Origin of the sequence: Streptomyces sp. NPDC058457, from assembly GCF_042720695.1 — a bacterium.
Taxonomy (GTDB): domain Bacteria; phylum Actinomycetota; class Actinomycetes; order Streptomycetales; family Streptomycetaceae; genus Streptomyces.
In genome coordinates this window covers 232,276-251,501 of the sequence record NZ_JBHXLU010000002.1, presented here as the reverse complement: position 1 = coordinate 251,501, position 19,226 = coordinate 232,276, and the positions used below count along the sequence as shown (strand labels likewise).

The 19,226-nt window shown below is 72.7% G+C and carries 18 protein-coding genes; 5 read left to right on the top strand and 13 right to left on the bottom strand.

The window, feature by feature from the left end:
- Positions 1–156: 156 nt before the first annotated feature.
- Together ACFWPS_RS03060 and ACFWPS_RS03055 are read right to left on the bottom strand one after the other, a co-directional pair.
- Complete coding sequence (locus ACFWPS_RS03060; protein WP_383700234.1) at positions 157–396, bottom strand: hypothetical protein; 240 nt, start codon at positions 394–396, stop codon at positions 157–159.
- Between the two features lie 169 nt (positions 397–565).
- On the bottom strand, positions 566–721 hold the full coding sequence (locus ACFWPS_RS03055; protein ID WP_383700232.1) for a hypothetical protein: 156 nt from the start codon (positions 719–721) through the stop codon (positions 566–568).
- A 124-nt stretch (positions 722–845) separates the two neighbouring features.
- On the opposite strand from ACFWPS_RS03055, the gene ACFWPS_RS03050 reads away from it, so the two are divergent.
- Positions 846–3,743, top strand: a complete 2,898-nt coding sequence (locus ACFWPS_RS03050) for a BTAD domain-containing putative transcriptional regulator (RefSeq protein ID WP_383700230.1) — start codon at positions 846–848, stop codon at positions 3,741–3,743.
- On the opposite strand, the gene ACFWPS_RS03045 is transcribed toward ACFWPS_RS03050, so the two are convergent.
- Both ACFWPS_RS03045 and ACFWPS_RS03040 read right to left on the bottom strand, forming a co-directional pair.
- Entirely contained in the window at positions 3,722–4,111 is a 390-nt protein-coding gene (locus ACFWPS_RS03045) for an SH3 domain-containing protein (protein WP_383700228.1), read from the bottom strand. The two genes, ACFWPS_RS03050 and ACFWPS_RS03045, sit on opposite strands and share 22 nt — an antisense overlap.
- A 257-nt stretch (positions 4,112–4,368) precedes the next feature.
- A complete protein-coding gene (locus ACFWPS_RS03040) occupies positions 4,369–4,734 on the bottom strand; it encodes a hypothetical protein (protein WP_383700226.1) in 366 nt (121 codons plus the stop codon).
- A 294-nt stretch (positions 4,735–5,028) separates the two neighbouring features.
- On the opposite strand from ACFWPS_RS03040, the gene ACFWPS_RS03035 reads away from it, so the two are divergent.
- Complete coding sequence (locus tag ACFWPS_RS03035) at positions 5,029–6,237, top strand: cysteine desulfurase-like protein (RefSeq protein ID WP_383700223.1); 1,209 nt, start codon at positions 5,029–5,031, stop codon at positions 6,235–6,237.
- Positions 6,238–6,353: 116 nt separating this feature from the next.
- Here the strand turns inward: ACFWPS_RS03035 and merB are convergent, their stop codons facing one another.
- The gene (merB, locus tag ACFWPS_RS03030) at positions 6,354–6,842 is read right to left on the bottom strand and encodes an organomercurial lyase (RefSeq protein ID WP_383700221.1); all 489 of its coding nucleotides are present in this window, start codon (positions 6,840–6,842) and stop codon (positions 6,354–6,356) included.
- Here merB and ACFWPS_RS03025 point away from each other — a divergent pair.
- A complete protein-coding gene (locus ACFWPS_RS03025) occupies positions 6,834–7,391 on the top strand; it encodes a helix-turn-helix domain-containing protein (protein WP_383700219.1) in 558 nt (185 codons plus the stop codon). The two genes, merB and ACFWPS_RS03025, sit on opposite strands and share 9 nt — an antisense overlap.
- A 392-nt stretch (positions 7,392–7,783) precedes the next feature.
- Entirely contained in the window at positions 7,784–8,110 is a 327-nt protein-coding gene (locus ACFWPS_RS03020; protein ID WP_383700217.1) for a hypothetical protein, read from the top strand.
- A gap of 30 nt (positions 8,111–8,140) precedes the next feature.
- Here the strand turns inward: ACFWPS_RS03020 and ACFWPS_RS03015 are convergent, their stop codons facing one another.
- The 3 genes from ACFWPS_RS03015 to ACFWPS_RS03005 form a co-directional block, all read right to left on the bottom strand.
- Positions 8,141–9,022: a helix-hairpin-helix domain-containing protein gene (locus ACFWPS_RS03015; RefSeq protein WP_383700215.1), complete on the bottom strand. Its 882-nt coding sequence runs from the start codon at positions 9,020–9,022 to the stop codon at positions 8,141–8,143.
- A gap of 1 nt (position 9,023) precedes the next feature.
- On the bottom strand, positions 9,024–9,449 hold the full coding sequence (locus tag ACFWPS_RS03010; protein WP_383700213.1) for a hypothetical protein: 426 nt from the start codon (positions 9,447–9,449) through the stop codon (positions 9,024–9,026).
- Between the two features lie 146 nt (positions 9,450–9,595).
- Positions 9,596–10,789 carry a BTAD domain-containing putative transcriptional regulator gene (locus ACFWPS_RS03005; protein WP_383700211.1) on the bottom strand — a complete coding sequence of 398 codons (1,194 nt, stop codon included), beginning with the start codon at positions 10,787–10,789 and terminating at the stop codon, positions 9,596–9,598.
- Positions 10,790–10,933: 144 nt separating this feature from the next.
- Here ACFWPS_RS03005 and ACFWPS_RS03000 point away from each other — a divergent pair, with 144 nt between their 5' ends.
- Positions 10,934–11,476: an NUDIX domain-containing protein gene (locus ACFWPS_RS03000; protein WP_383700209.1), complete on the top strand. Its 543-nt coding sequence runs from the start codon at positions 10,934–10,936 to the stop codon at positions 11,474–11,476.
- A gap of 238 nt (positions 11,477–11,714) precedes the next feature.
- Here the strand turns inward: ACFWPS_RS03000 and ACFWPS_RS02995 are convergent, their stop codons facing one another.
- The 5 genes from ACFWPS_RS02995 to pstA all read right to left on the bottom strand — a co-directional run bounded on the left by ACFWPS_RS02995 (position 11,715) and on the right by pstA (position 19,223).
- Entirely contained in the window at positions 11,715–12,521 is an 807-nt protein-coding gene (locus tag ACFWPS_RS02995) for a phosphate ABC transporter ATP-binding protein (protein ID WP_383700432.1), read from the bottom strand.
- 72 nt (positions 12,522–12,593) lie between these two features.
- Positions 12,594–13,529: a sortase gene (locus tag ACFWPS_RS02990; RefSeq protein ID WP_383700207.1), complete on the bottom strand. Its 936-nt coding sequence runs from the start codon at positions 13,527–13,529 to the stop codon at positions 12,594–12,596.
- Positions 13,526–16,144: a hypothetical protein gene (locus ACFWPS_RS02985; protein WP_383700205.1), complete on the bottom strand. Its 2,619-nt coding sequence runs from the start codon at positions 16,142–16,144 to the stop codon at positions 13,526–13,528. The genes ACFWPS_RS02990 and ACFWPS_RS02985 overlap by 4 nt, the downstream gene beginning before the upstream one ends.
- Positions 16,141–17,829, bottom strand: a complete 1,689-nt coding sequence (locus ACFWPS_RS02980; RefSeq protein ID WP_383700203.1) for a substrate-binding domain-containing protein — start codon at positions 17,827–17,829, stop codon at positions 16,141–16,143. The genes ACFWPS_RS02985 and ACFWPS_RS02980 overlap by 4 nt, the downstream gene beginning before the upstream one ends.
- Positions 17,829–19,223, bottom strand: coding sequence for a phosphate ABC transporter permease PstA (gene pstA, locus ACFWPS_RS02975; protein WP_383700201.1), 1,395 nt, complete (start codon positions 19,221–19,223; stop codon positions 17,829–17,831). Before pstA ends, ACFWPS_RS02980 begins: the two co-directional genes overlap by 1 nt.
- Positions 19,224–19,226: the final 3 nt, after the last annotated feature.

Below are 19,226 nucleotides of genomic sequence, written 5' to 3'. Positions count from 1 at the left end.
CATGCGGGCCTGGCCGCGGCCGAACTAAACGGAACACTGTCCCGATTACTATCCGGAACAGCGTCCCGTTTTGTCAAGCGACGTCGCGCGTCGCACATCCCGCGCGGCGGCGACGAGGACCTGACCGCCCTTGAGGCGTCGTCGCGGACGCGGGCCTCATCCGTGGTACGGCACGCGAACCGCGTACGCGTCGGCCGGAAGTGCGTCGGGGTAGTCGTTGAAGCAGCGGCGTCGCTCGGCGTTCGCGACGTCCAGCCAGCGTCCGCCCAGGGTCAGCAGGGCGTTCGAGGGCAAGACGGCGTCCACGGCGTGGCGCACCAGGACACCGAGGTCGCCGCCCAGGTCGGCGACCGGATCGCCGACCCCGACGTCACGGTTGTAGTCGAACGGCGCCATCGCCACGCAGATGGCCCGGACGGCATCCCCGCCGCCGGCGCACCCGCTCCCGGCCGGGCCCCGGATGTACAGAACGCGCCACCCGGCCTCGCTCCGGAACGGACCGCCCGGTGTCCGGCCGCACGGGCTGCGCCCTCCTGGACCCTTCCGATGGATCTCCGTGCCTGGATCAGGACGTGGCACGAAGACCGCAGAAGAGATCCTCGACGAAGTCGCCGCCTGCCGTCGACGGGTTTCCGGTGCGGCCGACGTCCGCCTGACGGTCGTGGCCCCGCCCGGCGCCCGAGAAGACCTGGCTGGCCGGAGCCTTGTCGGGCTCTCTCACGCGCCCGTAGCGTCTGTCGTGCCTGGTGCCCGGGAGGCGTCGACAGGGCGACGCCGGTGAAGGGGCTGACCGGCCAGGCGAGAGTGCGGACGGTGTGCGCGTCCGATCGCCGGGGGTTGTCGTGGTGACGTTCAGACTTCTCGGGCCCGTCGAGGTGGTGGGCCACGGCCCTGTCGACGTGGGTCCTCCGCAGCGGCGGAGCGTGATGGCGGCGCTCGCGGTGGACGCAGGCCGGGCCGTGCCGCTCGAGACCCTGATGAGACGTGTGTGGGGCGATGATCCGCCGGAGGGGGCGCGTCAGGCGCTGTACGCGCATGTGGCCCGCATCCGGCGGGTGTTGGCGGCCACCGGGGCCGTTCGCACGCCTGGTCTGCTCCGGCGGGGCGGTGGTTACGTGCTGGACACCGACGCCGAGGAGGTGGACCTCCACCGGTTCCATCGCCTGGTCGCCGACGCCCGCAGAGCGGGCCGGGGCGGCGCCGGGCAGGTGACGATGCTCCGGGAGGCTCTGGACCTGTGGCGCGGGGAGCCGCTCGCCGGGCTGTCCGGGGAGTGGGTGTCGCGGATGCGCGACACCTGGCAGCGGCAGCGGCTGGACGCGGTCACGGCGTGGGCCGACGCGGAGACGGCGGTGGGCAACCACGCGGTGGTGATCGGCCGGGTGCCCGAGCTGATCGGCGAACACCCGCTCGTGGAGCCGCTGGTGGCCGTGCTGATGCGGGCGCTGTACGAGGCGGGGCGCGGCTCCGAGGCCCTGGAGTGCTTCGCCGAGGCCCGCAAGCGGCTGGCCGAAGAACTGGGCGCCGATCCTGGGACCGAGCTCCGGCGGCTCCACCAGGCGATCCTGCAGGGCGCCTCCGGGCCGGCCGAGGCCACGGACCGGCCGCCTCCGGCACGGCGGCGGTCCGCGCCGGTTCTGGCACGTCTGCCCCTGGACGTACCGGCTTTCACCGGCCGGGAGGAGGAGCTCGCCCAGCTCGACAAGATCCTCGCCGAGGGCATCGGCGGCCCCTCGGTGGCGGTGGTCTCGACCCTCTCCGGAACCGCGGGGGTAGGGAAGACGGCGGTGGCCGTCCACTGGGCGCACCGGGTGGCCGACTGGTTCGAGGACGGCCAGATCTACCTGAACCTCCACGGTTTCGAGCCTTCGCGGCCACCCGTGACCCCGGCGGAAGCGCTGCCCCGGCTGCTGGAGGCGTTGGGCGTGCTCCCCCAGCACATGCCGGTGAGCCTGGAGGCGCAGACCGGGCTGTACCGCGGCATGCTGGCGGGACGGCGGATGCTGGTGATGCTCGACAACGCCCGCGACGCCGAACAGGTGCGGGCGTTCCTGCCCGGCAGTCCAGGGTGCTTCACCCTGGTGACCAGCCGGAACCGGCTCTCCGGCCTGATCGCTCTGGAAGGCGCCCGCAGCCTGGTCCTGGACGTGCTGCCCGCGGCGGAGTGCCGGCGGCTGCTCGCCCGCCGGATAGGGGCCGGGCGCGTGATGTCCGAACCGCTGGCGGTGGACGAGATCGTGAGCCGCTGCGCGCGGCTGCCGCTGGCCCTGGTGATCGTGGCGGCCCGGGCGGCGATCGAGCCGCGGCTCGGCCTGGCCCGGCTGGCCGCCGAACTCCGGGACGCCCAGCACGCCCCCGAAGGGCTGGACAGCTTCGGCGACGAGGACACGCGGGCGGACGTACGGGCCGTGTTCTCCTGGTCGTACGGAGCCCTGAGCCCGCAGGCCGCCCGGATGTTCCGGCTGCTCGGCGTGCACCCCGGCCCGGACCTCAGCGTGGCCGCCGCCGCGAGCCTGGCCGGGCTCCCCGTCGAGCAGGCAGGCCGGCTGCTGACGGTGCTGGCCGACAGCCACCTGGTCACGGAGTACTCGCGCGGCAGATACGTACTCCACGACCTGCTGCGGATGTACGCGGCCGAACTCGCCGGCACCGCACACACCGCCGACGAGACGCGAGCGGCCGGGGACCGCGTGTTCGGCCACTACCTGCACTCGGCCCACTCCGCCGACCGCATGCTGGATCCGCACCGCGACCCGATCGCACTGCCGCCCGTGGTCCCCGGCGTCTCCCCCGAGCACGCCGCGGACCACGGAGCGGCCCTTGCCTGGTTCACCGCCGAGCACCCCGTGCTCCTCGCGGTGGTGCACCGGTCGGGCACCGCCACGCGGGCACCGGATGCCCCGATCTGGCAGCTGACCCGCGCCCTGACCACGTTCCTGCAGCGGCGCGGCCACTGGTCCGACTGGGCCACGGCCCAGGAGGCCGCGCTGGCCGCCGCACTGCGCTCGGCCTCCGCCGCCGGGGAGGCCGACGCCCACAGCGGCCTCGGCCGTGCCTGCACCCGCCTGACGCGGCTGGACGACGCGCTCGCCCACCTCACCCGCGCCCTGGATCTCCACAAGGCCCTCGGCGACCGGACCGAGCAGGCCCACACCCACCTCGACCTGGCCCGCCTGCACGCCCGGCGGGACGCCTGCCCCGAAGCGCTGGCCAGTGCCGAGGAGGCCCTTGACCAGTACACCTCCCTGGGCCATCGGACCGGACAGGCCCGGGCCCTGAACTCGGTCGGCTGGTATCACGCGCAGCTCGGCGACCACCGCCAGTGCCTCGCGTTCTGCGGGCAGGCGCTGGAGCTCTTCACCGAACTCGGCGTCCGCGACGGGCAGGCGGACACCTGGGACAGCCTCGGCTACGCTCACCAGCACCTCGGCGACCACCGCCAGGCGGCGGCCTGCTACGGCAACGCCGTCGCGCTGTTCCACGGTCTCGGGGACCGCTACTTCGAGGCCGACGTGCTGGCCCACCTCAGCGAGAGCCACCGGGCCGCCGGCGAGGCCCACGCGGCACGGCGGGCCGCCCGGCGCGCGGCGGACATCCTCGACGAACTCGGCGTGCCGGACTCGGACGGCGTCCGCGCCCGGCTGCGCCGCCCCGGCCTGCCGGCCGGCCCCGGGGAGCTGGCCGACACGCCGGGCGGGGGCCGGGGCCGGAGTGCTCCGGGTCAGGAACCGTCGCAGTTGTAGTAGGAGCCGCCGTTGGGCAGCAGGCTGTCGCTCACCCACCCGGACGTGCCGTCGGTTTCGTTCTTGAGGTACGTCCAGGTGGCATTGGAGCTGTTGATGGTGTAGCAGAAGTAGTTCAGGGCGTCCTGGTTGTCCGCGTAGCCCTTGATGCCGCAAGCGGTGCTGGGCCCACTGCGCATGTTGGCGGAGACACCCGCCGTCTGCCTCACATAGGGGCCCGGGTCGCGGTTGGGGCCGGTCACGTTGCAGGCATCCGCCGCGGACGCGGGCGCGGCCAGTCCGATCACGGCCGCCGGAACGGCGAGTGCGGCCACTGCGACGGATACGAGACCGTACCTCGCCGGCCTGGAGCTGAAGTTCGTGTTCACTTTTCCTCCCCTGCGCGCGGATGTGCGATGACGTGCGCCGTCGGGCCCTTCCGCTCCGGTGGCCGGTGCGGTCGCCTCGGTGCACATGACGACGATGGTGAGGAAGCCTTGCCGGAACCTTGCCGGAACCTTGCCGCCCGTCCAGCCGCTCCCGGGCCCCGCCGTCGGCATCACGCGTGTCCCACGGCATCCGGCACGGCGCCTCGTAAGGGCGCGACGGCCGCCGCCCTTACGGGTCAGGGCCGGGGCGGCGGGTGTCAGCCCTGGACGAGTTTCGCAACGCCTTCACCTGCCTGATCGGCCGCGGTGTAGAGAGCACGGATCTTCTCCAGGTGACGGGCGAGGACTTCCAGGTATCCGGCCGGGACATCGCCGTGGCGAAACGTCCTCGCGATCTCGTCGGCGTGGTCGGCGACGGACCGTTCGGCGTCGATGGCGACCAGGAAACGGGCTGCGACCGCCACCTCGTCCGGCGGGAGGTGGAAGCAGGCGGTGCCGAGGTCGTCGTCGCCGAGGAGGTCGCCCATGGTGATGGGAAGCCCGCTGGTCTCCTCAGGCCCCTGGGCCAGCAGGATCTGCTCCAGGACTTCCCACTCCCGGCCGAGAAAGCACTCACTCTCCACACCGCCGCGTTCACCCGAAAACCGGGATACGACATGCCGGAATCCCTTGTCCGCATCCGCAGCGGAAATCCTTCGAAGCGTCATATCCACCGCCGACCACTCCGATCCACAGCTCTGATCACCGGACTTCGAAACCCCCACGGCCAGGAAGGTGGCCAGGAGCTTCAGATCCGGTTGAGACTTCACGGTTCATGAACCTTCTCCTCGGGATCCATCGCTTTACGTGTCGCGAGGTCGACGCCAGAGTAAGGGCACCCCGACGCCCGGCACTCCGCCCGACAGAAAGCCGAGACCATGGCTCTCGATCCCACCGCCCTGCGGGCCCACTTTCCCTCCCTCGCCACCGGCCTCGCCTACTTCGACGGTCCGGGCGGAACGCAGACCCCCCGCCCCGTCGCCGACGCCATCGCCGCGACGCTGACCGGCCCCCTGTCCAACCGGGGAACCGTCAGCCCGTCCGAACGCAACGCCGAGCGCGCGGTCGCGGACTTCCGCAGCGCCTACGCCGACCTGCTCCGCATGCCCGCGAACGGCGTGGTCCACGGCCGCAGCGCCACCCAGCTCACCTACGACTTCGCACGCCACCTGGCCAAGACCTGGAACGCGGGCGACGAGATCATCCTCAGCCGCCTGGACCACGACGCCAACGTCCGCCCCTGGATCCAGGCGGCCGAGCGCGCCGGGGTGACGGTCCGCTGGATCGAGATCGACGCCGACACCACGCAGCTGGACCTCGACTCGTACGAGCGGGCCCTCTCCCCCCGGACCCGGCTGGTCGCGGTCACGGCCGCCTCCAACGTGCTGGGCACCAAGCCGCCCGTCCGCGTCATCGCCGACCGCGCCCACGAGGCCGGCGCCCTGGTGTACGCCGACGGCGTCCACTACGCCGCGCACCACCTCGTGGACGTACCCGCCCTCGGAGTCGACCTGTTCGTCTGCTCGCCGTACAAGTTCCTCGGACCGCACTGCGGAGTGCTCGCCGCAGCCCCCGCGCTCCTCGAGACCCTGCGCCCGGACAAGCTCCTGCCCTCCCCCGACACCGTCCCCGAACGCTTCGAGTTCGGCACGCTCCCCTACGAGATCCTCGCGGGCGCCACCGCGGCCGTCGACTTCCTCGCCGCGATGGATCCCGGTACGTCAGGTGAGGAGACCTCGCGCAGGGAGCGCCTGACGCGGTCCCTGGCCTCCCTGCACGAGCACGAGCGGTCGCTGCGCACGAGGCTCCAGGAGGGCCTCGATTCCCTGGGCGACGCCGTCACCCTGCACTCGAAGGCCCCCGACCGCACGCCGACCCTCCTGATGACCTTCGAAGGCCGCGACGCCCGCGAGGCCCAGACACACCTGGCCGCACGCGACGTGGTGGCACCCGCGGGATCGTTCTACGCGCACGAGCCCTTCACCGCGCTGAAGCTCGAGAACCCCGCCCTACGAGCGGGCCTGGCCCCCTACAACACCACCGACGACGTGGACCGGCTCCTGGACGGCCTCGCCGCCTTCCTCTGACCCGTGAGGCGGCGACGCGCAGAGTGAGCATTCCGTGGCCGGCAGGTGCCGGCGGGCACTGGCGCACTCCCCCTGTCTCCCCTGGCCCGCCCCGGCGCGGCAGGTGGATCGAGTCCTCAGTCGGGCAGGCCCCAGAAGGATCCGTGCAGGCCGACCTCGGCGAAGTAGGAGGTGGCGGAGGCGGGGTCGCGGCGGGTGTAGCCCGGTTCCAGGCGGCCGGTGTACCAGTCGCGGGCGAAGCGCCACAGGGTGCCCAGATCCATGACGTAGCCGAGCTCCTGGCCCGTCCGCCGCAGCCAGGTGCCGACGCAGTCGGTCGAGCAGAACAGGCGCTGGTTGCCGCAGGTGCGGACGACATCGTCCCAGGCCCGGGCCATGGGGACAAGGAAGTGGGCCACCTGGTCGCCGTGCGGGGGTGCCTCCCGGCCGACCACCCGGGCGTGCGGGGTGTCACAGGCCGGGCAGCGGGTGGCGACCAGGACGTCCGTCTCGTCCTGGAGCAGGTGGGGCATGGCGAACGAGTCCCAGGCGCAGCCGCCCCACCACAGCGTGCGCGCCCCCATGACGGAGAAGCCGAGCGGCACGGACGCGAAGGGGTGGGCCATCACGACGTGGTTCCCGGCGACAGCGGGCTGCCGCTCTTCGGCACCCCGGTGGTGGACAGCCCGGCCCTGTCCCGAGCCGTGGCCCGCCTCCACACCGCGGTCGTCGAGACCGCACCCCGACCGGTCGTCGAGGAACGCCTCACCGCCGCCGTGCTGGCACTGTCCCGCGACGCCGCCACGCGTCCGGCACGTCTGCCGGACCGGCAGAGCGAGGCAGATCCGACCGCCATGGCGCAGGCACGAAGTCTGCTGCGGGAGCGATTCGCCGAGAACATCGCCGCCGACGAGCTGGCCCGGGTGGCCGGCTGCAGTCGCTTCGCGCTGTACCGGGGCTTCCGAACGGTCTACGGCTTCGCGCCGAGCGACTACCAACGCGATCTGCGGTTGCGCCGAACCCGTGCGCTCCTGGCCGAGGGCACGGCACCGTCGACAGCGGCCGCCGAGGCCGGCTTCGCGGACCAGGCCCATCTCACCCGGTGGTTCACCCGCACCTACGGTGTCACGCCGGCCGCCTACCGCACGGCGCCGCACGGGGAGTTCCAGCAGTAGCAGAGCACAACGCGGACATTCCTGTCCCAACAGGCCGGCCGTCATTCCGTGGCGCCGAGCGGCCCCGCCGCGGTGAGAGCGGCACGACGAGCACGAACACGCAGGACATCCCGGTGAGTGAGGCCACGAAGTCCGACGACAAGCGACGTGGGCGACGTGGGCGTCATGGTCACCGGGCGCCGGTGCCGGCCGAAGGCGTGCAGCGCGGCCAAGGCTCGGGACGCCGCTGAGGCCCGGGCGTGCCTGCCCGGGCCTCAGCGATCCGCAGAAAGCCGATTGGCGATCAGCGGGCAATGGGCATGAATCGGATACGGGCGTACGGCCGCTCCATCCCGCGGCCGATCCGGTCCCCGATCCCACTTCCCTGTTCCGCGCCGGTACGGAGGGACGCCATGAGCACGACCCATGAAATGCGGCTGGTCAACACGTTGGCATCGGGCGCCGAGGAGTGGTTCTGCCCCAGTTGCCGACGACGGATACTGATGCAGTGGCCGCCCCGGTACGAGCTGGTGGTGCTGGAGCGCGGCGACGAGACCGTCACCCATGCGGGAGGGAAGGGCGGCCTGTCGATCGTACGGACCGAGGTGCCCGCCGCGCCGACCGTCCCGCAGCCGTTGGCGATGCCGTCCGGGCCGAGGCCGGAGGACAGCCGCTGGCTGCGGGAGATCGGCATCGCCTGGGACGACGAGGCGGGCCCGGACTCGGACTCCGCCGCGTGAGGCGTGGCCCGGTGCCCGTCACCGTCACCGTCACAGGCTGAGCACGAGCCCGTTCACCGTGGCTGCCAGCGCGCTCGGGCGGAGCCCGCCGGGTTCGCGGAGGCTGACCGCGATGCCCAGGCTGTGGGTGCCGGGCTGCAGGCCGGGCAACGGCAGCCGGATGACGGGGTGTCCGGCGACCACCACGCCCCGGCCTTCGGCCAGCATCCGCCGTCCGGCGCCGGTCAGGGTCTCGGTGACGGCCGCGTAGTACGCGAAACGCTGCTCCGGGCCACCGGACGGCGGCAGTTCGAGCGTGACGTCCAAGGCGAACGGCGCCCCCGCCCGTACGGTACCGCCGTCCCCGACCGACAGCCGGGGCTCGGCCAGCACGACGGTCGGCGTCGGCGGCACGGGGCGAGCCTCGGGCTCGCCGGCTGCCGTCGGCGCCACCGCGGCCTCCGACTCCCGCTCCCGCTCCGGCACTGGCACTGGCACCGGCTCCCGCTCCGGCTCCGGCTCCGGCTCCGGCTGCGCGTCGGCCTCCGAGGGGGCCGGCCGGCCAAGGACGCAGGCCAGCAGCGACTCGGCGTCCCACTCGGGCCACTGCCGGGTCTCCCCGGTACGGACTCTGCGGACTTCCGTCGCCCGGATCCGCCCCCGGTCGAGCCGGACCCGCAGCACGAAGCTCTCGTACTCTTCGTCTGCCGCGTCCGGCTCGGACTCGGGTGCCGCCGCGAGGAGTTCGGCCGCGTTCTTGCGCCATTGCTCGACCCGGCTCACGGACAGGCCGTGCAGGCCACGCAGGGCGGCCAGGACCTCGTCCGTGGATGCGGCCGACAGGTCGGCGTACGTGCGTATCCCGGCGGCGGCCAGCCTGCGAGCGGTGGACGCGCCAACGCCGTCAAGCCGGGTCAGCTCGTCGTCGCTCATCTCAGATGACCTGGATCACCGGGGTCATGGCGAATGCGCCGATGCCGGACGTGCTGGGGAACCGGACCGTCGCCACGACGTCGTAGATCCCCGGCGCGAGCGTGCCCGGGGGCAGAACATCCCGGGTGGTGGCGCCGCTGACCACGACCCGCGTGGACGACGGGCCCCCGCTCGTGTTGAGTGTGCGGGTCACCTTGCGGATGACGTCAGGAGTGCCGACACGCGAGTTGAAGGCGTAGGTCACTTCGTAGGCCGGGTTGATGATCAGCGGCAGGGACAGTCCCTTGACCTCGAAGGTCAGACTGACGGTGATCGGCAACGAACCGGTGACGATCAGGCTGGACGGAATGCCGTCGTTGTCCGTGACTTGGAGGGTCCTGGCGTCGACCCCGAAACCGACGTCGGTGAGATCAGGCTGGCCTGGCATGCCGTTCTCCTCTGATTGTGGGCGGTCGGCCCGGCGGCGGAGTGCCACCGGCCATGGCACCGGTTATGCCGGACGCCGCTTAACGGCCTCGCCGGGCACCGCTTAATCGCGCGGCCCGGCGCGTTAAGCCACGCGTTAAGCGACGCTCACACCGGAAGGTCGGCGCGGAGCCGGTCGTACAGGGCCGCCGTCTCGCGCTGTGGCGGTATGCCGAGTTCGGCCCGCAGGGCCTTGACGCAGGAGCGGAACTGGAGGATGGCCAGGTGGGGTTGGCCGATCCGGCTCAGGCAGCGCATCAGGCGGCGGTGGGCGCTCTCCCGGCACGGGTCCAGCTCGACCAGCCGGCGGCAGAGCTCGGCGCAGGGGACGTAACGTCCGGTGGTGAAGTGCAGTTCGCTGAGCCGGGCGAGGGCGTCGAGGTGGGCCAGGCGCAGCCGCTCCCGGTAGAGGGCGCTCCACTCCTCGTACGGGGATTCGGCGAGGAACTCGCCCCGGTAGAGGGCGAGCGCCTGCTCGTAGTCCGTCACCGCGACGGTCTTGTCGCCGCGGTCCTCCGCGTCCCGGGCGGTGCACAGCCGCAGCTCGAACTCGTCGCAGTCCAGCCACAGGCCGAGGCCCGGGCAGAGCCGGTAGGTGCCGCAGCTGAAGACGACCACGGGGTCACCGGTGGCGGTGCGCAGGGTCTGGCGCAACTGGTGCAGTGCGACACCGAGGCTGTTGCGGGCGGCCTCGGGGGCGGAGTCCGGCCAGAAGGCGTCCATCAGGGTCTCCCGGTGCGGCCAGGGGTCGCGGTGGGTGGCCAGGAAGGCGAACAGTGAGCGGGTGCGGTGGCCGTTCCAGCCCTCGGCGGGGACGCCGTCGACGCTGACGTTGAGCGAGCCGAGCAGGGCGATCGCCAGCTGCGGCGCGAGGTGCGCGGCAGGCCCGGCCGGGGCGGGAGACCGTTGCGGTTCCGGGGCGCGCCAGGTGTTGCGCAGCCGCCCCCACAGCCGGGGGCCGGGGTCGGCGCGGGTCGCGTCGTCCGATGTGGGCGGTGGGGTCCGGTCCGCGTCCGGCGCCCCGGCCCGCCGGAACCAGTCGGCGGCGGCCTCACGGTCCCCGGCCAGCAGGGCCAGGCGTCCCTGGCGCAGCTGGGCGGCCCGCAGGTGAGTCGCCAGCCCCGCGGAGGCGGCCAGCATCGCCGCGGTACGGGCATGGGCGGCGGCGGTCGCCAGGTCGCCGGTGTCGGCGGCGGCGTCGCTCGCCCCCAGTAACTCACGGCAGAGCCGGTCGTTCGGGACTCCGGGCAGTGGTGGTTGCAGCGGCGGCTGCGGCGCGGATGAGCTGCTGTGACCAGGCATGACGTATCCCCCTGCGGTTCTGCCTGGCGTCCACTCAAGGGCGGTGGTTTGGGTGTGTCAATCCGCATTTCGGTGTAGCGACCGGCGGCGCCCGCAGGCCGTCGGGACCGATTTCGCACCGCGGCCGGACGCCCCTCCCCTAGCATGCCGAGCGAGTCCATCTACGAAGGGAAACCCGTGGCGGACCAGCGCATCAGCGGCAGGCCACCGGCCCTGCGGCCCGCGGTGGAGTCGATGACCCTCCTGGCGGCCGCCGTCATCGTCCACGACAAGGAGAACGACCGGGTCGTCCTCCTCCAGCGCGGCCCGGGCGCCAAGTACGGGAACGGCCTGTGGGACCTTCCGGCCGGCAAGAGCGACCCCGGCGAGCCCGTCACCGAGACGGCCGTGCGTGAACTACGGGAGGAGACCGGGCTGGTCGTCGATCCGAAGTCGCTGCGCGTAGCCCACCTCGTCCACGGCGCCTGGGGCGTCGAGGCGCCGCGCGGCTTCCTCACCGTCGTCTTCGCCACCCACGAGTGGACCGGCGAGCCGGTCAACGCCGAACCGGCCAAGCATGTGCAGGTCCGCTGGACCGGCACCGGCGCCATCCCGGAGGCCATCGTGCCGACGACGGGCATCGCCCTCGGCAACTATCTGGGCGGCGGCGCCCAACTGACGACCGCCGGTTTCGGCGACGCCGGGTAGGCCTCGCCGGGTCCGGGGGTACGGGTGCGTGGGGTCGGGGGCGGGGGCGGGGGCGGGGGCACCGGCAGCGGCGAATTCGCCTTCCGGCGCGCAGGAAACTCTCCCGTGGGCGCCGGGGCAGACCTCGCGGCGAGCCCGGCCGACGAGTCGGCGCCGGGCGTCCGCGCCCGTAGCAGGTTCAGGACGCGCGACGGCCATCCGTGTGCGGACATGCCGTGCGGCACTCTCCGAGAGCCCCTCACCCGAAGCGGCCGTTGACATAGTCCGCGGTGCGTCGGTCCTGCGGGTTGCCGAACATCGCGTCGGTCGGGCCGTACTCGACGATGCCGCCCGGTTCGCCCTGCGCGGCGAGGAAGAAGGCGCACCGGTCGGAGACCCGGGCGGCCTGCTGCATGTTGTGGGTCACGATGACGACGGTGACCTCCTGTGCCAGGCTCTGGATGGTCTCCTCCACGCGCCGCGTGGACGTCGGGTCGAGCGCCGAGCACGGCTCGTCCATCAGCAGCACCCTGGGCCGTACCGCCAGCGCCCGTGCGATGCACAGACGCTGCTGCTGGCCGCCGGAGAGCGCGCCACCGGGCCGGCGCAGCCGGTCCCGCACCTCGTTCCACAGACCCGCGCGGGTCAGGCACTCCTCGACCAGCGCGTCCTTGGTCGCCCGGCCGGCCTTGACACCGGTCAGCCGGAGCCCGGCCACCACGTTGTCGTAGATCGACATGGCCGGGAAGGGGTTGGGTTTCTGGAACACCATGCCGATGTCCCGGCGTGCCTGGGTGAGTCTGCGTTCGGGCGCGTACAGGTCGGTGCCGTCCAGCAGCACCTCGCCGGCGAAGGCCGCGCCGCTCACCAGTTCGTGCATGCGGTTGAGGGTGCGCAGAAAGGTGGACTTGCCGCAGCCGGACGGGCCGATCAGGGCCGTGACCCGGCCGGCGGGCATCGTCAGGGAGACGCGGTCGAGCACCTTGTGGCTGCCGAACCAGGCGGACACGCCGCGGGCGTCGAGTTCGGCGGGACCCGCACCGGTGGTCGGACCCGCGGCTTCCATTGGTCTGGTCTCCGCGGCCTCTTCGGTGGCGGCGGTGGTGTCGGTCATGGGGAATCCTCAGTCCTGGGCGGGTCAGAGCAGATTGGGGAGGAGCCGGGTGACCTGTTCCGCCACCTGGAGGCCGATGGCGCCGAGCAGTCCGGTGAACACGACCCACGTCTGGCGGCGCCCCCAGCGGAACCAGGCCCAGACCGCTGCCGCGGAGGCGGCGGCCAGTGCCTGGAGCCAGAGCACCACCTGCCACCAGACGACGGAGTCGCCGCGGAGCGGGAGTTCGCTCGGCGGGAGGGAGTCGGGGACGATCCGCAGGGCCGGTGTGTCGGCCGCGGTGCCGACCAGGTCGGCGTCGAGACGCAGCACGCCCTTGGGGAGGTACGGCGGGCCGGTCGCGGTCATCAGGACGACCCGGCTCCTGCCCGCGGCAGGTGCGTCCGGGGCGCGGTCGCCGGCATGGCGCAGGTCGAGGACCCGGAAGGTGAAGCGTCCCTGCCCCGTCGTGATCCGGAAGGTGTCGCCGGGGGTCAGGTCGTCCAGGTGCCCGAACGGGCCCCCGTAGGCGGCGGCCCGGCCCATGAGCACGCTGGTTCCGGCCTGGCCTGGCAGCAGGGTGTCCCGGCGGTGGCCGGGGCCCTTGGCCAGTACGTCGGAGTCCGTGCCCTCGAAGACCACCTCGCGGACGCGCAGCTTCGGGATCTCAAGGAGCATCAGCGGGGTGCCCGGCCTGAGCAGCCGCCCCTGCTGGTCGGCCTGGGACACCGCCACGGTTCCGGCGGCCAGTTCGCCGCGCAGCCTGTCGAAGCCCGCCGACTGGGCGGCGCGGTGCTGGAGCGGGCTGAGCAGGACCAGCTGGGCGCAGATACCGATCAGCAGCACGCTGATCGTGAGCAGCGCGCCGCCGGTCAGGTAGGGCTTGGCCGTCCCGCGCTTCCTGCCCTTGGCCGCCTTGCCGGCGGGGGACGGGCGGACGGCCTCTTCCGGCCCGGCGGGCCTGTCGGTCGTCGTGGTCACCTGCGGAACCTCCCGCCGGGTCGGCGAGTCGTACGGCGGACGAAGGCCTGTGCTCCGGAGAGGGCAGCGGCCGCACCCCGGGGACGCCAGCCGGTCGCGAACGGCGCGATCAGTCCGGCGAGGGCACCGAGTCCCGCGCCGACGGGCAGGGCCAGGCGGAGCGGTACCGCCGGGTCGGCCGGGGTGAGACCGCTCGCGGTGCTGATCAGGTCGGGGGCGGTGCTGCCGTGCGGGGCGGCGGGACTGCCCGAGGCGGAGGCGGCGGTGCCGGTCGGGGTCCCCGTGGTGGAACCCGCACCGGTGCCGCCGGTGGCCGTACCCGCTCCCCCGGTGCCTCCCGTACCGCCGCCGGATCCGGGGCCGGTCGGGTCACCGGCCGTGGTGCCGCCCTGGTAGGACTCCAGCGCCTTCGCGGCCGCCAGTGTCACGCCGCGCTGCTTGCTGTCCAGTGGTGCGTAACCGGGCGGCAGGTCGCCGAGTTCGATGCCGGTCCGCTGACCCGCCCGCACGGCGTAGCGCAGAAGTGCGGCGTAGCTCTTCCGCTCCGCCGCCTTGACCTGGCCCGGGCGGACCACCGCGTCGACCAGCATGGTCACGGGGTACGCGGCGGCCCGGGAGGCGGTGACGGGTACGACGGCGGGGCTGCCGGTGGCGGAGGCGGCCGCGGCGGTCAGGGACGCCGAGGTCGGGGTGACGTACCTGCCGGCTGAGTTGAGCAGGCCGGCGGTCTGCAGCCCGTACCGCGCCGCCGAGGCCGCGTCGGTGACGACCAGTTGGAAGCGCTGGCCTACGTTCTGCGGACCGGGGGACTTCCACACCGGCGGGTTGGCGTTCGCGTCCCAGCTGGACTTCCAGAGCTGGTCGCCGCGGCGGGCGTGCTGGGCGGCGAGGAGCATGTCGTCCACGTAGGGGTGGAAGTCGGTCATGCCCTGCTTGACGGTGGCCTCGGCGGAGCCCGGCGGGATCGTCGTCCACGGGTCGGCCTTGGGGTAGTCGTCCCGGGCCGCGGTGAAGGCGTAACCGGTGGGGTTCAGGTCGGCGTTGGTGCCGTAGTACGGGTTGACCTGCATGCCGTACTCGTCGGGCACGCCGGCCAGGAAGCGCCGGGCGTCCTTGTCGGCGAGCACGTAGTTCCACAGCTGACGGGCCGCGTCGGTGTGGCCGAGCGCCACTTCGAGGTCGGTGTCGGTGCTGGGGTTCTCGGCGATGGACTGGTTGGCGTACTCGGGGTTGAGGGCCAGGAACTCCGGGTCGGACAGCAGGCCGGGCGGGTTGTTCTTCGCCCAGCCGTAGCCCTTGGCCGCGGTGAGGGTGGCGTTGCCGCCGGAGTAGACGGTCCTGACCGCTCCCCAGGGGGAGTTGCGGTACGACTCGGTGAGCAGCTTGGCGATCAGCCGGGGGGTGAGCTTCATCGAGGTGAACCGGGTTCCGTCCAGGGCCTTCTGGTCCTTGGTGGCGGTGGAGCCGGGTTGTCGTTCGATGTTGAAGCCGATGACGACACCGGAGAGCGCGACCGGGGCGTAGGTCACCTTGCCGGTGGGCGCGGTGGTGCCGTCGTCGGAGCCGAGGGGGCGGGTGACGAAGCCGAGGGTGTCGGCGCCGGAGGTGATGCGGGCGCGGGTGTCGGCGTCGCCGAGCTGGGTGAAGCCGTAGACGGTGCCGGTGGCGCAGAGTTTGGCCTGCCAGCTGGTCATGGCCTCGGCGACGAGTTCGCTGCCGATGGTGTCCTGCTCCTCGGCGCCGATCGTGCAGGAGGCGCCGACCGGGTTGAAGCCGAGCCTGACGGCGATGCGGTTCTTCCAGTTGGTCGAGGACACCGGGGAGCCGGCGTTGACCTGGGTCTGGTCCTCGTAGGGCTTGCCGTCGAGGTCGAGGTGGCCCTGCGGGACGATGACCAGCCAGCAGGAGCGGCCGCTGACGGTGCCGTCGGCGTGGGTGACCGGGGCGCCGCAGCCCAGCTGCGGCGCCTCGCCCGCGGTCTGGGTCTCGAAGATCTCCGAACCGGTGCCGTCCGCCTCGGTGCGCGCGAAGTCGATCTCGTTGGTGGTGGCGTGGTTGAAGAACTTGTTGTTCTGGGTGCCGCTGGTGACGACGGTTCCGTCGACCGCCTTGAAGGGCACCTCGCCGAGGCCGTAGGGCATGGTGGAGCCGTAGGTGTCGTCGTCCCCGTAGTGGCCGGGCTTGGCGCGGTAGACGACGGCACGGGTGTCGTCGTCGCCGTTGCCGGGCCAGTTGGAGCGGTCGGTGGTGGGCGAGGCGCCGTACTCGCACTGGGTGCGCGGCGGGCCCGGGTTGCCGGGGACCGTGCCGTCGTCATCGCCCCAGCACTGCATGATCTGCACGAAGTCGGTGTTGAACTGGCTTCCGGCGAAGGTGGTGGGCGTGCCGCCGGTCCAGGAGACGGTGACGGCCCGGTCGGTCAGTCCCTCGGTCTGGCTGACGGTGAACCTCATGCCGGCGAACTCGCCGCGTCCGGAGACGGTCACGGCGGAGCCGGCCGTGGTGGCCGCGGGGGCCGCGCCCGCGCCGGGCGCCGCCGCCACCGAGACCAGTGCGCCCACCAGGGCGCCCGCGGTGGCCCCCACGAGCGTGCGGAAGAGCTGGCGTGTCCTCACTTCTGCTCCCCCTTGGCCGAGTCGGCTCTGCGGCCGGCCAGGACGTGCGCGGTGACCGCGGGCACCAGGACCACCACGAGCAGGGTGATCCCGGCCAGGACCATCAGGGTCTGCCGGGCGCTCCAGCCGTCGTCGGCGGACAGGGAGACCGGGGAGGCCAGCACCGTCGTACCGCCGCTGCCGCCGGTGGCGGACGCGTTGACGGTCTGGCCGGTGTCCGGGTCGACGCTCGCGCCGCCGGTGGGGCTCGCCGCCCCGGCCGCTCCCCCGGTGGCCGCGGTACCGCCGGTCGTGCCGCCGCTGGTGCCGGACCCTCCGGTGGTGCCGGAGCCGCCGGTGGAACCGCCGTTCGAGGAGCCGCTGTTGGCGGTCGACTGCCTGGCCCCGCCGGAGCCGGTGGCGCACTGCCGGGTCGCGCCCTTCTTGTCGCAGGCGGGCGGCATGGGCGCGGTGGTGGCCAGCCGGTTGGTGCCGTCCGCGCTGAAGGTCGGGTTGTTGCAGCCCTTGATGTTGATGTTCTTCGGGACCACGCCGGGAATCTTGCGGATCTGGTCGAAGCCCGCCCTGACCAGGTTGATCGGCAGCGGTGAGTAGCCGAGTTCGGGCGCCTGCTGCTGGCCCTGGCACATGAAGTAGTAGGAGAACGCGCCCAGGGTGGCGCCCTTGGCGGTGGTGAAGGTCCCCTGCACCCTGAGCGGCAGGATCATGTACGAGTAGCTGGAGAGCACGTAGGACCGCGGATCGCTGTCGGTGTAGACGGAGTCCAGGTTCTGGGTGAGGTAGTCCGCGGAGCTCCTGTTCGTGTTGATCTTCGCCTTGAGCAGCGACACCGCGACGTTCTGCGCGGTCGGCTCGGTGTAGTAACCGGCCGCGTTCAGCAGCTTGGCGACGGGGTAGTGCGCGTTGAGCGCGTAGGAGTAGTTGACGTACCCGATGGAGCCCTCGCCGTAGCCCTGGGAGATGTAGCCGGCCACGCCGAGGTCGCCGGACTGGGCGATCATGCCGGTGACGGTCGGGTAGTACGAGGTCTCGCCGCAGGCGTTGCTGCGGCCGACCTTGGCGCAGTACGCCTTCCACAGCGCGCTCTGCCGCTTGGCCATCCAGAGCGTGAACTGGGCGGAGGCGCCGGAGCCGTCCGAGCGGACGACGGGCACGATGGCCCGGTGCGGCAGCTTCAGACCGGGGTTGTCGGCCCGGATCGAGGAGTCGTCCCAGTACCGCACGGCCGCGGTGAAGATCTTTGTCAGCGTGGGCTGGCTCAGCCGCAGGTTGGTGACCCGCTGGCCGTTGATCGTCAGGTGGTACATGAAGGCGGTGCCGCCCGCCACGATCGGCATGTAGGCGTACGACCCGGCCACCGGCCGCTCGGGGGCGGAACCGTCCGTCGGGTTGGTCTGGAAGGGGATGTCCGAGACCGCGAAGTCCGTGGTGCCGGCCAGGAACTGCTGGCGGCCGTAGGAGGAGCCCTGCGGGGTGTACGAGATCTGCATGCCGTACTGCCTGACGTCGCGGCGCCACTGGTCGACGGCGTTGAAGGCCCAGCTGGAACCGGCCCCGCTGATGGGGGTGTAGCTCGTGGCGACCGAGGGCGCGGCGGCGCCGAGCAGCAGCGCCGCGGCCAGGACGAGCGCCGCGATCGCTGCTCGCAGCGAGGAACGTATCCGACGGGGTATCAGTCGGGGCATCAGTCCACCTCGGTGGGAGCGGGAGCGGGAGCGGGAGCGGGGTTCGGGTTCGGGTTCGGGTTCGGGCTCGGGTCCGGGGTCACGGTGACGGCCGGGCCGTCGGCCGGCGTGGCGGCGGGGCCGTCGAGAACCGTGGCGTCAGCCGTCACGGCATCCGTCGCGGCGGACTCGAAGCGGTCCAGGTCTCGCCGCGAACGTCGGGCCGCGCTGCGGGACTGGCGGGGGCTCAGCTGTCCGGGGCCGCGGCCGCCGACGACGCGGGCGAGCGAGAAGAGGAGCAGGACCAGCGCGAGCAGCACCAGCGCGGTGCCGAAGGCCCGGGTGATCATGGCGGGTTGGGGCGACCTGACGAAGGTGAACACCGCGAGCGGCAGGGACATCATCGGACCGTGCGTGGGGTCGGCGTTGAGCGCGGCCGTCGCGCCGGCCGTGAGCAGCACCGGGGAGGTCTCGCCGATGCCGCGCGCGGTGCCCAGGATGACGGCGGTGGCGAGTCCGGAGCGCGCGGAGGGCAGCACCACGTGCCACACGGTGCGCCAGCGCGGTGCGCCCAGTGCCTCCGCGGCCTCGGTGAGCGTGCCGGGCACCAGGCGCAGCACCACGTCCGACGCCCGGATCACGATCGGCAGCATCATCACGCTGAGGGCGAGCCCGGCCGCCAGACCGGACTTCTCGAAGCCCAGCATCAGGATCCAGCTCGCGTAGACGAAGAGGCCGGCCACGACCGAGGGCAGCGCGGTCATCGCCTCGACGATGGTGCGCACGAAACGGGAGAACCGTCCCGGCACCTGCCCGAGGTAGACGGCGCAGGTGATGCCCAGCGGAATGGTGACCGTGAGCGCGATGGCGATCTGGATCAGGGTGCCGACGACGGCGTGCTTGACGCCGCCGACGGTGACCGGGTCCAGCGGACCGGCCGCCTGCATGTCCTGCGTGTAGAAGCTGCCGTGCGGCAGCGCGCGCCAGCCGCGGGCCGCGGTGAAGCCGATGACGAGGACCAGCCCGGCGAACAGCAGGGCGGCGGCGGAGCCCAGGACGACGGTCAGCAGCCGGTCGCGTACGGCGGGTCCGGCGGGTTCCGCGGGTCCGGCGTCGGATCCGTCGGACGAGGCGTCCATCCACACCAGCACCGCGTAGACCAGCAGGAAGATCAGACAGGCGACGACGGCGAAGCCCAACGGCCCCGAGAGCGGCGCCAGTTGACCGAAGAGCAGCCAGGCCAGGGTGAGGCCGGTGGTGGCCGCGCCGGCGAGGGCGAGCAGGTCGTCGCGGCGCAGTCCGCCGACGCGACGGTGTTCCTCGGGCTCCTCCAGCGGCTCGGGGCGCGGTACGACGGTGGTCGTGGGGCCGGGGCCGGGCGTCGGGGCCGACAGCTTGTCCAGTGCGGTCGTCATGGG